Origin of the sequence: Anaerocolumna sp. AGMB13020 (assembly GCF_033100115.1) — a bacterium.
GTDB lineage: Bacteria > Bacillota > Clostridia > Lachnospirales > Lachnospiraceae > Anaerocolumna.
Genome location: NZ_CP136910.1, coordinates 2581941 through 2595188, shown reverse-complemented (window position 1 = coordinate 2595188; position 13248 = coordinate 2581941). Strand labels below are relative to the sequence as shown.

Here is a 13248-nt window from a genome sequence, read left to right as displayed (position 1 = left end):
GCTGTTTATGAGGAACCAAACAGAAGCATACTGAGTTTGCTTTGCATAATTGAATTAATCAAATAAGTTTACAGACCTGCCAAAGTATTGAATAGCATATAATATGCTAAACGTACTTTGACAGGATGGCTTAAATGGAGCTTATGACGATATAGGTTGATGATACACTTGGATAATAAAAGAATCTAAATAAGAAAGAGGTGATACAATGGTTGAATTAGATCAGATCAAATATACGCTGAACACTTACAGACAGCCATTGATTGAAGTGGGGGATTCACTTTGACCTGGCTAACAAGCTGGAGAGAATAGATATGATTGAGCATATCATGGAGGAGTCTGGTTTTTGGGACTCTGCTGATAAAGCCCAGGGATATGTAAAAGAACTTAAGAATCTTAAGGATGTTGTAGAAGAGTACAATAGTCTGAAAAGAGAATTTGAAGATATCGAGACCCTGTTAGAGATGGCTTATGAAGAAGATGACGCTTCTTTAGTAGGTGAAATACAAGAGGCACTTACCAAATTTACAGATGATTTGGACGAGATGAGGCTTAATACTCTGCTTTCTGGAGAATATGATAAGTACAATGCAATTCTGACTCTCCACGCAGGTGCGGGAGGAACAGAGAGTTGTGATTGGGCCAGTATGCTATTTCGAATGTACCAGAAATGGGCAGATAAGAAGGGTTACACTACCCAGGTTCTAGACTATCTGGACGGTGAAGAAGCAGGGATTAAATCTGTTACACTTCAGATAAACGGACTTAATGCCTATGGTCATCTGAAATCGGAAAGAGGAGTGCACAGGCTTGTGCGAATATCACCCTTTAATGCTGCAGGAAAGCGACAGACTTCCTTTGTTTCCTGTGATGTCATGCCGGATATCGAGGAAGATACTGGAATTGAAATCGATGAAGGGGATTTAAGAATTGATACCTACCGCTCCAGTGGTGCGGGAGGACAGCATGTTAATAAAACCTCTTCCGCTATACGTATTACACATTTACCGACGGGTATCGTAGTACAGTGTCAGAATGAAAGATCACAATTCCAGAATAAAGACAAAGCTATGCAGATGTTAAAGGCAAAGCTTTATATTCTGAAGCAGCAGGAAAACTTAGAGAAGGAATCCGGAATTCGTGGTGAGATGAAAGAAATCGGATGGGGAAGCCAGATAAGATCCTATGTTATGCAACCTTACACCCTGGTAAAAGATCATCGTACCAATATGGAAATCGGAAATGCCGCCACAGTTTTGGATGGCAATCTGGATCCTTTCATAAATGCGTATTTAAAATGGAACAGTATAGGTCAGACGAACGAATAACATCAAGTCTATCGTCCGTATACAGATGAAAAGGGGGTACCTTATATGAACTTTAAGCAGGCCTTACAGACAAAACAGGTTGTTTTTACGCTGGATAATGAAGAATTCGGTTTGGATATTATGGTAGTTAAAACAATTGAGAAATCTACCGATTTAATACCAGTTCCCAATGCTCCAGGTTTTATCCTAGGCATCATGAATTTAAGGGGAGATGTTATCCCTGTCTTTTCGCTGAGAAGAAAATTCGGCTTGTCCGATAAAGCGGTCAGTGAAGATACAAGATTGATAATTACAAAATCAAATGGAATTCTCATGGCTTTCGAAGTGGATAGTGTGAAAGAAATCATAGAAATAGCCCCTGAGAACATCAGTGAGACTCCGTCTATTGTTAGAGGTATTAATACCACCTACATTCAAAATGTAGCTAATATTGCTGGAAGGATGATTATTCTTTTGAATCATGATGGAATATTATCCTCAAAGGAGCAGGAGAAGATTGAGAGTATATTAGAAGAACAGTAAAATGGGTATAAAAGGACAGCCTGGTAAAGGTGTTCCTATATAAGGTGTTCTATATTTTAAGAAGAGTTGAGGGATTATCATAAATCCTTCAGCTCTTTTTTGGGATGGCAAACGGACGGAAAAATACACAAAACAGAAAGACTCATGCTTCATTTCAAGGGATAAAAAGCCCTAATTCTCTGAATATTTTGTGCTGGACATAATCTAAAACAGATAACTCGCTAACGCTCAAACAATCTGTTTTAGATTATAGCACAAAATATTCAGAGAAAAGGGCTTCTAATCCCTTTCCATAGGCGCATTCGTTCTTTCTGTTTTGTGCATTTTTTCTGAAATCGTAAAAAATATTTTTGCATGTTTAATTCAACTAGAACTATGGCTGTTGTCGTAATGAATTACAAGAAGACAAATGAAGAACAAGAAAAGTATGGAGATGGAGAAGTAGAAGTATAAAAAGAGAAGTATAAAAAGAGAAGTATAAAGAAAATGGGAAGTATAAGCATATTGTTAAAAAATGCACAAACTTCTTGACTCTATAGTTGCTACAGGGTATAGACTGTCCTCATAAAGAAAAGGAGGAGTCATTATAATGAAAAAAGTTTTAGCAGTACTGCTTTCTCTTATTCTGGTATTTTCGCTGACAGGCTGCCAGGATAAAAAGAGCCAGGAAGAAAAGAAAACAGAGCCCAAAGCGACAGAAGAAGCAAGTAAGGAAGAGGAAGGAAAGGGAGCAGTAAATACCGAGTCCTTAAGCTTTAAAGCTGGTACTTATACCGGTGAAGCGAAAGGAAAAAATGGAGTTATCAAAGTTGAAGTTACTGTTACTGAAAACAGTATTGAAAGCATAAAGACTGTAGAATCATCCGAAACAGAAGGACTTGGAGACAAAGCAATTGAGAGCCTTACTGGTGAGGTTGTAAATAACCAATCCCTTGGTGTGGATGGCGTAAGTGGAGCTACCGTAACTTCCGATGCTTTTCTGGAAGCAGTAGAAGCGGCGCTCAGCCAAGCCGGAGGCAATATGGAGGCTCTTAAGTCTGATGTTGTGAAGGAGAATGAAGGTAAAACCGTAGAATTGGCAGCAGATGTAGTGGTAATCGGTGCTGGTGGTGCAGGAGTAGCCGCAGCAGTAACCTCTGCGGAAAATGGAGCAAAGGTAATTGTACTTGAGAAAACAGCTATAGCCGGAGGAACAACTGCAAATGGCGGAGGTTTTTTTGCCGCTGACAGCAGAAAGGCAAGAGCATTAGGGGATGAACCCATAGATACCAATTTCATCTTTCAAAAGTGGATGGAGGAGATGGACTGGCTGGCAGATGCAACTTTAGTGAAGCAATTCCTGGATTTATCTTTAACAACTGCTGATTGGCTGGAAGACCATGGTGTGGTATTTCATAAAACGGAAACGGCCGTACAGCAAAGCCATGAGGAAGGCACCAACGGATATCATAAATATGATGATTATACCAAAACCTCAGAACAGCTTGGAGCAATGCTTCAAAAGATCGTTGAGGATAATAAAGCAGAAGTCTATTACGAAACCCCTGCGAAAAGCCTGATTGTAGAGGCTGGAAAAGTTACAGGTGTAACTGCTGCAGCGAAAGACGGATCCGTATTACGTATAACCGCCAAATCAGTAATAATAGCATCCGGTGGTTTCGTAGGAAACAGTGAAATGGTGAAGGAAGCATTAAATGGTGTCAGTGTAAATGCCGCTGGTTATAACTCCAATGTAGGCGACGGTATTAATATGGCGATGGATGCAGGTGCTGCTGCCAGAGGTCTTTCTGCTATGGTTGCTCATACCTTTAAAGTAGAGGGAAATGGAAATATTGAGGGCGATTATGAGTTTATGGAATTGTACCAGGCCACAAGCTCCGTAGCATATGTTCCCATAATTCCCTGGGTGAATGCACAGGGAGTACGTTTTGCTAATGAAGATATCGTATATGACAGAGCACTGTCCAGTAATTCTGTCATCTCTCAGGGAGATCATGCTTATTTTCTGTACAATGAGAAGCTGCTAAAAACACTGGAGGAAAAGGGAGCCAGAGCAGCGGGTATGAGAGACAAGATAGCCATGGGTCCTATGCCAGAAATTACTCCTATGGACTATGGATGGAGTAAACTGACTGAGATAGTAGGCAAGATGGTAGACGGCGGATATGTGGTAAAAGCCGATACAATTGAAGAACTAGCGGGGAAACTCGGTATGAATCCTGCAAACCTGACAAAAACCATGGAGCGTTATAATAAGGATGCCAAGGCAGGTGTGGATACCCTTTACGGTAAAGACGGAAAACATATGTACCAGATGAGCGAAGGTCCCTACTATGCATTTAAAGTAAGTGTTAATAATCTTTGTACAGTGGGTGGAATCCGCATCAATTCCGGATTTGAAGTGGTAAAAAATGATCCGGAAAACGGCTATACCTCCATTCCCAATCTTTATGCAGCAGGAGCGGACACCGGAGGTCTTTATTCTGATCATTATGCTCATACCATTGAAGGCGCCGCACAGGGCTGGGCTTATAACTCCGGAAGACTTGCCGGTGCAGCCGCAACCGGAAATGCCCTGGGTAAATCAATTGATTTGCTCAATCAATAGGCAGATAGAGCTCGAATAGGCGATAATTAAGCCCGTTTTCCTCCATCTCATGAAGAATACTGCCATAGAGGGTACCCTTGAGTTTGTGATTATTTTGACAACAATAGGTATCTGCTTGTTCTAATATATCAGGAATAGAGAGCAGCAGGTTATCTTCCAGAAAAATCATAGTATAAAGACATTTAACGGAAGGCAGATGCATCAGGCCGTTAATAGGCGGGGTATGGTTTGTATGCAGACCATACCCAAAGCTGAATTCTGGAGAAGATGCAGAATAGTTATAATAAAAACAAGGCCAGATAGAAGGAAGATAATCAAGGCACTGGTAAGTATTCTCAAATACATCTGCCTCCTGTATAAAACAGGTATCCGTTTGATTCGGATGATAATAACATTCCTCGGATTCGGCTATTTCAAAGCCACCTGTGAAAGAGTTCCACTTTTTCAGCTTTTCAGACAAAATTGAAATATGATGTTTGACCTGATTAAGATATTTCTGTTCTTTCTCAATAAACGCTATCTGCTCGTTCAGTTTTCTCTCCAGGAGAGGAAGAGGCTTGCCGGATACCAGTTCATTGGAATCATTTAAAGAAAATAAGAGGGAACGGTACATTTTGTAAGCAAATATCTTATTAATATCTTCTGCTTTAAAATACCGGTAATTATTCTTTTGATCCCGTGTGGTTTTTATTATATTTTTCTTGTCAAAGTAACGCAGGGTTTCTTCTTTAATATTTAAAATACGTTTGACGTCATTAATTTTATATCTCATAAATTACCTCGTGCATTTCGCAGGACTGCTGCGAAGCTGCTTCATTGATAGTGAATAAATACACTTTATTTTCTGATACACCCTTTATATTAATCCAATATACAAAATGAGACAAGATATGTCAAGGTGCGGAAACACCGTTGTTATATAGTAATGTATTTTAATCAGTAAATGTAAAATAAAAGAAGCGCAGAAATTTAGTACCAGGAAAAATTCAGATGGGGATGAGTACAATAGATAACCGAATTTTCCAATAAAATCATTTGGAAAAACAAGATACAGGGGGAAAAAATCTTGAACAGAAACCGTATATTGAAGAATCTAAAAATATCTCAAAAATTGCTGGCCTCCATTGTAATGATGTTAGTTATTACAATATTGTCCCAGACGTTTAATCTGCTCTACTTAAAAGAAGCACAGGAAACAGCAGAATCCATTGCTGATGAAAATGTAGAGAATATGATATACTTTAATGATGCCTATACGTTTATACTGTCCATGGACGGTTTGGCAGCCAAGTATTATCTGACTGGCAGTGCGGAGACAAGAGAGCAGTACCGTACCATAATCGACTCGTGCCAGAGTAAGGCCAGGGAAGCGATTGTGCAAATGCAGGAAGGTATGAAGAGCACGGAACAGGAAGCTGCTATAGACAGTATGTTGGAAGAATACGATGCATATTATGGTAAACTGGCAGAGGGAATTAAGCTAACCGATGGGGGGCAGGGGCAGGAAGCATATGCCATGTTCCTATCGGAGATGGAACCGATAACCATAAATATATATGAGAAGCTCCGGGGAATCAATGATTATAATAAAGCCCAGACATTGGTGCTAAAGGAAAGGCTGGATATAAACGAAACGGCAGCGTTATATACAGCAGCAGCCTGTTTTGCCGTTACGCTGGTCATAATTTTGCTGATCTGGCTGTTTATGCAAAGAGGAGTGGTTAAGCCTGTTCTTCGAACCAAAAAGGAGCTGGAAGCAATAACCAGGGGAATAGAAGAAGGCAGAGGAGATCTTACCAGCCGGATACAAATAAACACCGGAGATGAAATTGGAGAGCTGGCACAAGGAATAAATGGATTCTTGGCAGTTTTACAGGAGATAATCGGGAATATACAGGTGGTATCTGGCAGCCTTAATACGAACTTTACGGTCTTTGAAAACGGTATCAAAAAGGTAATCGACAGTGCGGCGGATAATTCAGCGGCAATGGAGGAGATGTCTGCCGGTATGGAGGAAACCGCCGCTAATATTGAAGAGGTCAATGTTACGGCTGCGGATGTCAATGGCTTGCTAAAAGATATGACCGGAAAAGCCGGGGAAGGTGTAGAGCTTGCGGATGAGATCAGTATAAGAGCGGAGAAGCTTCAGGTTACTTCCAAAGAAGCAAGGGAAACCACCAGAAATGTACTGGAGGAAATCGGGAAAAAAGTAAAGACTGCCATTGAAAGATCCAGAGAAGTACAGCAGATAAACCTGCTTACCAATACCATTCTGGATATAACCTCTCAGACAAACCTCCTAGCTCTGAATGCCTCCATTGAAGCTGCCAGGGCAGGAGAACATGGGAAAGGGTTTGCCGTAGTTGCCGGAGAAATCGGTCACCTGGCTACCCGGTCAAGTGAAACGGCCAATCAGATTCAGAAGATCAGCGGGTATGTTATAGAAGCCGTAAGAGAGCTGGCGGCAGACTCAGACCGTATGCTGGAATTTGTTGAATCAGATGTTATGAGAGATTATACCCAAATGGTCAAAACAGGGGAAGAATATAACCAGGATGCCAAATCCATAGACCGGATTATGAAGGAATTCCAAAATACAGCAAACCAGTTGGAAACCAGCATGATAAATATTGTGAATTCCATAGAAGGCGTGTCCCAAATTATCACTGATAGTTCCAATAATGTTCAGACGGTGGCAGAGAACAGTACGGAGTTATCCAGAGACATTGATGTATTCCAATCAACATTAACAGAAAGTACCCGTTCAGTTGACAATTTAAGCAATGCAGTCGTAAAATTCCAGAAGATTTAATATCATAAACTCAGCATATTTCATTAGCAGAAGAAGCCTTCGGCTTTCCTCCGCACCGATTAAATTGCGTTTATGCTTGCAAAGGGTGTACTTATTTGTACGCTTACTGTATACGCAAGAATAATCCTCTTAGTGGTGTGGGACAGAAAAGTCAGAGGGCTTTTTCTGTCTCCTCCCTCTTTTGGCATCGACCTTTTTCCTCTGTTCAACGGCGTCTTATGCAAATTGATTAAAAAAGTAGGCTTGAATCAGCAGAAAACGCATATTTTGTCTTAAGAATGATTATTTATTCAAAAGCTGTTGCAAACAGCACCGAAACATGGTAGAATATCTTTCTGTGAAAGACAGTTGTATTTGCTATAAATACAGGTTGTAAAGCAGATACATTTCCTTAAAGAGACATTAAAGTTAACAGTCTTTTAAAATACTTTCTAAATACGTGGAAAGTAAAAAATAAATTCAGCACAGGGGGAGCATCCATATGGATGAAGGAAAATACTTCATCGTTAAAAAAAAGGCAGTTCCGGAGGTTCTTCTGAAGGTAGTAGAAGCAAAAAGGCTTCTTGATTCAGAGAAAGTTTTTACAGTGCAGGAAGCCGCGGATATTGTTGGTATCAGCAGAAGTTCCTTTTATAAATATAAAGATGATATCTTTCCCTTTCATGAAAATGCAAGAGGAAAAACGATTACATTTATGCTGCAGATTGATGATAAGCCGGGCATTTTGTCCAGTGTACTAAACTGCGTATCAAAAAACGGTGTGAATATACTTACAATACACCAGAGTATTCCCGTTAATGGGATAGCCTCATTAACCTTAAGTATTGAGATTCCCGGGCAATTTGAAGATACAACTGTAATATTTGAAGCCATAGAGGCTTTGGAAGGAATACATTATACAAAGATTTTGGCCAGAGAATAAAGACGAGGCATGAAGGGCAGATAGTAATTGCATACGATATAGATTCTGACGGATTAAAGTGAAGGAATGACAGAAAGGAGTTATACATGGTAAATATAGCAGTTTTGGGTTACGGCACAGTTGGATCCGGTGTGCTTGAGGTATTGAATCTGAACGGAGAGAGCATCAGCAAGCGCTCCGGGCATGATATTAATGTCAAATATATATTGGATTTAAAAGATTTCAAGGGTGAACCGATTGAGAAGCTGATTGTACATGACTACAATGTTATTTTAAATGATCCTGATGTTAAGATAATAGTGGAAGTGATGGGCGGCGTGGAACCGGCGTATACTTTTGTAAAAAATGCCATACTTAAGGGTAAGAGCGTATGTACCTCTAATAAAGAACTGGTGGCTAAACATGGTGCAGAGCTTTTGGCACTGTCGAAAGAGCAGAAGGTGAACTTCCTCTTCGAGGCAAGTGTCGGCGGCGGTATTCCCATTATAAGACCTTTAAATCAGTCCCTCACCGCAGATGAAATCGAAGAAATAACAGGCATCTTAAACGGTACTACCAATTATATACTATCCAAAATGAGTACGGAGAATGCGGATTTTAAGACAGCCTTAAAGGAAGCTCAGGATATGGGTTATGCGGAACGTAATCCCCAGGCAGATGTGGAAGGTTATGATGCCTGCCGTAAGATTGCTATATTATCCTCTCTGGCTTTTGGTATGCAGGTGGATTTTGAGGATATCTATACGGAAGGTATTTCACAGATTTCTGACATCGACGTATTATACGCAAATAAAATGGGTGCCAGTATCAAGCTCCTGGCTACCAGCAGGAAAGTGGAAGATCAGGTCTATGCGATGGTTGCACCTATGCTTATAAAGCCTACCCATCCTCTGTTCAGTGTAAATGGGGTGTTCAACGGAATATTCGTAAGAGGTAATGTAATAGGAGATGTAATGTTTTACGGAAGCGGTGCGGGTAAACTTCCCACTGCAAGTGCAGTCGTGGCTGATGTGGTAGATGCCGCTAAACATATAGGAACAAATATCATGACCTTTTGGGGCAGTAAGAAACTCCGGTTAACCGATGTGAAAAATGTAGAGCACCGTTTCTTTGTAAGGGTAACTGATATTGACGAAGAGACCAAGGCAAAAATAGAAAAAGAGTTCGGAGCAGTAGAAGAGATCAAGCTTGCTGACAGGGAGAAGGAATATGCTTTTCTTACACCGCCTTTAAGTGAAGCTGCTTATGAACAAAAGGCAGAAAAGCTGGGTAAACCGGCAAACCGTATCAGAGTAATGTTTTAAGGACAATGACAGCCTGATTGAATGGTGTGCAAAAGCACACAGACGGGAGCTTATATGAAATATATAATAGTGCTTGGAGATGGAATGGCTGATGAGCCGTTGCAGGAACTTGGTGGTAAGACACCCCTTGCTTATGCTCATACCCCTGTAATGGATGAATTGGCTAAAATATCAGAGATTGGAGTATCACAGACAGTTCCTCAGGGAATGAGTCCCGGCAGCGATACTGCCAATCTTTCCGTTCTTGGTTATAATCCAAGAGAATATTACACAGGACGATCACCCCTGGAAGCATTAAGTATTGGTGTTGATATGAATCTGACAGATGTGGCTCTTCGCTGCAATATAGTCACAGTTTCCGAAGAAGCTGTTGCTTATGAAGCCAGAACTATAGTTGACCATAGTTCCAGTGAAATTTCCACGGAGGATGCAGCTGTTTTGTTAGCAGCAGTGAAAGAGGCACTGGAAACAGACATCTACAAATATTATGTGGGAACCAGTTACAGGCATCTTACCATCTGGGATAAAGGTGAGGTGGTAGATTTAACCCCTCCCCATGACATTCTGGGTAAGGTCATAGGAGATTACCTGCCCAAAGAAGAAGCTTTAAAGGAAATGATGAAAAAAAGCTTTGATATCTTAAATAATCATCCCTTAAATGTTGCAAGAGCAAAGCAGGGTTTACACAAAGCCAACTCTATCTGGTTTTGGGGAGCTGGTACCAGACCAAGATTAGACTCCTTTGAGAAGAAATTTGGGAAAAAAGGGTCCATGATATCAGCGGTAGATTTATTAAAGGGCATTGCAGTAGGCGCTGAAATGAAAGTAGTAGAGGTGGAAGGAGCCGATGGCACTCTTCATACCAATTATGAAGGAAAAGCAATGGCTGCTGTGAAGGAGCTAACAGAAAATAATCAGGATTTTGTATATATTCATGTAGAAGCACCCGATGAGATGGGTCATCAAGGCAGTACTGTGAATAAAATAAAAGCGATAGAGTATTTAGATAAGAGGGTAATAGGGATTGTAAAAGAACAGCTGGAGCAATTAGGAATAGATTACAGAATGCTAATTATGCCTGACCATCCAACACCGATCCGTTTACGCACGCATACCGGAAACCCTGTTCCCTATATGCTCTATGACAGTACCAAAAAGCTTGAAAGCTCCTGGGAATATACCGAAGAAGATGCTTTTGCCACCGGTAATAAGGTGGAAAATGGATATGAGACAATTAAAAAATTATTTCAGGAGCAATAACAGCCTTTTGTGAATATATAAGGAGGCATATTATGCTTATTGTTAAAAAGTTCGGAGGGACATCGGTAGCCGATAAGGAACGGATGCTGCATGTGGCCGGAATATGTGCCGAAGAATACAAGAAAGGCAATGACGTAGTGGTAGTACTCTCCGCAATGGGGAAACAGACCGACGTACTTTTAACACAAGCAGAAGAGATAAATCCCAATGCACCAAAAAGAGAAATCGATATGCTGCTCACCACAGGAGAACAGATATCAGTAGCATTAATGGCCATGGCTCTCGAATCAATGGGAGTTCCGGCCATTTCTTTTCATGCCTTTCAGGCAGGAATCTATACCTCCAAAGTCTATGGAAATGCCAGAATTCAACGAATTGACACTGCCAGAATGGAGGAAGCTCTTTCTGATAGAAAGGTTGTAATCGTTGCCGGCTTTCAGGGAATCAATGAGGCAGGAGACTATACCACCTTGGGACGCGGCGGATCTGATACCACGGCAGTTGCTCTGGCAGCGGTACTAAAAGCGGATGTATGCGAAATTTATACAGATGTGGATGGTGTATACACTGCCGATCCCAGAATGGTTCCTTCTGCAGTTAAATTAAAAGAAATATCTTATGAAGAGATGTTAGAACTTGCATCACTTGGTGCTGGTGTTCTCCATAACCGTTCTGTGGAGATGGCTAAACGGTTTGGAGTTGAGCTGGTGGTAAAATCCAGCTTTGAAAATCTGGAAGGTACCAGAGTGTGTGACAATACTGGAAAGAAGTCCGCTTTATTTCAGTTGGAGGATGGGGCTATCAGGGCAGCCCAGAGCCTGGAGGGTACCACCATGGAGGAGATGCTTGTTAGTGGGGTGACCGCAGATAAGAATACAGCACGGATTCAGCTGACAGGCATTAAGGAGACCACGAAGGAAATATATCATATCTTTCAGAGATTATCAGAACAGCACATTGGTGCCGATTCTGTTCTGATGTCTCCCAGCCGTGACAAAACAACGGATATCAGTTTTACCGTACCAAGAGACCGCTTAAGTGAAACGGTTGAAGTTCTTAACCGCTACAGCAAAGAAAGTTTCTCACCCATTGAAATCATCGCAGAAGATAATATAGCCAAAGTATCGGCAGTAGGTGCAGGAATGATGTCAAACACTGCAATAGCCGTTAATATGTTTGAAGCATTGCATGAAGCCAGTATAGATACTCACATGATCTATGCCTCTGAACTTCGAATAACAGTACTGGTAGATGAAAAGGATACGCTGAAGGCAGTAAGAGCTGTCCATGAGAGGCTTATTGAGAAACGGATGAAATAGCTTTAATAAGCTGCCCCTAAGGAATACCACGAATATTAATAACTGGTTATTAACTGGTCTGAATTCTATAGCACAATTCCAAAATCCTGGCGCGTCGCCATACCACTGCTTCTGCGTTTGTGAACATGGCTCCAAAAGATTTCTATAGCCTGAATAACCGGTTATTAATTATTCGTCATACTAACATTGACTTGAGGTTTTTATGAATAAATTTTATTCATTATTAGGTATATTTTTTACAACAGAGTTGTGCTATAATATTGTGTCTACCTGATAGACGGTATTTTACAGGGCTTGGTCAGGCAGAATAAATTTAGAATGTTTATACAGGAAAGAGGCAGAAATGAAAACCTTTATACGCGCAGTCATGGCTGGTATTGCAATCAGTGTTGGCGGAATGATATATTTAAGGGCGGAAAATCATGTGGTAGGAGCATTTTTATTCTCCTTGGGTTTATTTACTATTTACACCTTCGGATTGGATCTCTACACCGGTAAGGTTTGTATGATCCTTAACAAACCCATAAAGTTTCTTGGTACGGTACTTATCGTTTACCTTGGTAATGCAGTAGGTACAGTAGGAACCGGATACATATTAAGAGCAACAAAACAGTCACAGTACTTAGAGCATGCAAGCGAAGTAGTCGCTGGGAAACTTGCGGACAGCTTGTTCAGTACCTTTATTATGGCAATCATGTGCGGATTACTCATGTGCATAGCTGTGCTGGGCTTTCTAAATATAAAAGACGGAGTTGGAAAGTACCTGGCATTAATACTGCCGATTATGGTATTTATTCTATCTGGTTATGAACATAGTATTGCGGATATGTTTTACTTTTCCTTTGCAAATGTTTGGGGAGGTAAGGCATTGTTATATATAAATGTGATAGCTCTTGGTAATCTGGTCGGCGGTTGTATACTTCCGCTAGTTACAAAGGTTACAAGCGGTGAGGAACATCATTAAAAAGACATGTCTTTGAATGACATCACTATTTAGCCTGCCAATTTTTTGGCAGGCTATTGTTATTTGTGTATATATAAACAGGAAATAAATGGATATTGATAGCAGGAATGGAGAAGTTAATACCAATTGTTAATATTCTATTGACAATATTTGTAAATTGAAAGTATAATGATTTTACCATATACCAGTGGTAAATAGTGGATTATGCT

Annotated in this window: 10 protein-coding genes; 9 read left to right on the top strand and 1 reads right to left on the bottom strand. The window is 40.6% G+C overall.

What is annotated here, in order from left to right; genetic code table 11:
* Positions 1 to 208 precede the first annotated feature (208 nt).
* The 3 genes from prfB (at position 209) to R2R35_RS10395 (ending at position 4458) form a co-directional block, all read left to right on the top strand.
* Positions 209 to 1328 (top strand): peptide chain release factor 2 gene (gene prfB, locus R2R35_RS10405; RefSeq protein WP_317734452.1). Its coding sequence is split into 2 segments (ribosomal slippage): positions 209 to 283 and positions 285 to 1328, totalling 1119 coding nucleotides; the frame shifts between segments, so codons are not numbered across the junction.
* Positions 1329 to 1373: 45 nt separating this feature from the next.
* The gene (locus R2R35_RS10400; protein WP_317734451.1) at positions 1374 to 1850 is read left to right on the top strand and encodes a chemotaxis protein CheW; all 477 of its coding nucleotides are present in this window, start codon (positions 1374 to 1376) and stop codon (positions 1848 to 1850) included.
* Between the two features lie 589 nt (positions 1851 to 2439).
* The gene (locus R2R35_RS10395; RefSeq protein ID WP_317734450.1) at positions 2440 to 4458 is read left to right on the top strand and encodes an FAD-dependent oxidoreductase; all 2019 of its coding nucleotides are present in this window, start codon (positions 2440 to 2442) and stop codon (positions 4456 to 4458) included.
* On the opposite strand, the gene R2R35_RS10390 is transcribed toward R2R35_RS10395, so the two are convergent.
* Positions 4448 to 5230 carry a MerR family transcriptional regulator gene (locus R2R35_RS10390; protein WP_317734449.1) on the bottom strand — a complete coding sequence of 261 codons (783 nt, stop codon included), beginning with the start codon at positions 5228 to 5230 and terminating at the stop codon, positions 4448 to 4450. The genes R2R35_RS10395 and R2R35_RS10390 overlap by 11 nt on opposite strands.
* Positions 5231 to 5524: 294 nt before the next feature.
* On the opposite strand from R2R35_RS10390, the gene R2R35_RS10385 reads away from it, so the two are divergent.
* The 6 genes from R2R35_RS10385 (at position 5525) to R2R35_RS10360 (ending at position 13039) form a co-directional block, all read left to right on the top strand.
* Entirely contained in the window at positions 5525 to 7270 is a 1746-nt protein-coding gene (locus R2R35_RS10385; protein WP_317734448.1) for a methyl-accepting chemotaxis protein, read from the top strand.
* A gap of 481 nt (positions 7271 to 7751) precedes the next feature.
* Positions 7752 to 8192: an ACT domain-containing protein gene (locus R2R35_RS10380; RefSeq protein ID WP_033164504.1), complete on the top strand. Its 441-nt coding sequence runs from the start codon at positions 7752 to 7754 to the stop codon at positions 8190 to 8192.
* Positions 8193 to 8278: 86 nt separating this feature from the next.
* On the top strand, positions 8279 to 9496 hold the full coding sequence (locus R2R35_RS10375; RefSeq protein ID WP_317734447.1) for a homoserine dehydrogenase: 1218 nt from the start codon (positions 8279 to 8281) through the stop codon (positions 9494 to 9496).
* Positions 9497 to 9550: 54 nt separating this feature from the next.
* Complete coding sequence (locus R2R35_RS10370; protein ID WP_317734446.1) at positions 9551 to 10756, top strand: cofactor-independent phosphoglycerate mutase; 1206 nt, start codon at positions 9551 to 9553, stop codon at positions 10754 to 10756.
* Positions 10757 to 10788: 32 nt separating this feature from the next.
* Positions 10789 to 12075, top strand: a complete 1287-nt coding sequence (locus tag R2R35_RS10365) for an aspartate kinase (protein WP_317734445.1) — start codon at positions 10789 to 10791, stop codon at positions 12073 to 12075.
* Positions 12076 to 12418: 343 nt separating this feature from the next.
* Positions 12419 to 13039 carry a formate/nitrite transporter family protein gene (locus R2R35_RS10360; protein WP_317734444.1) on the top strand — a complete coding sequence of 207 codons (621 nt, stop codon included), beginning with the start codon at positions 12419 to 12421 and terminating at the stop codon, positions 13037 to 13039.
* Positions 13040 to 13248: the final 209 nt, after the last annotated feature.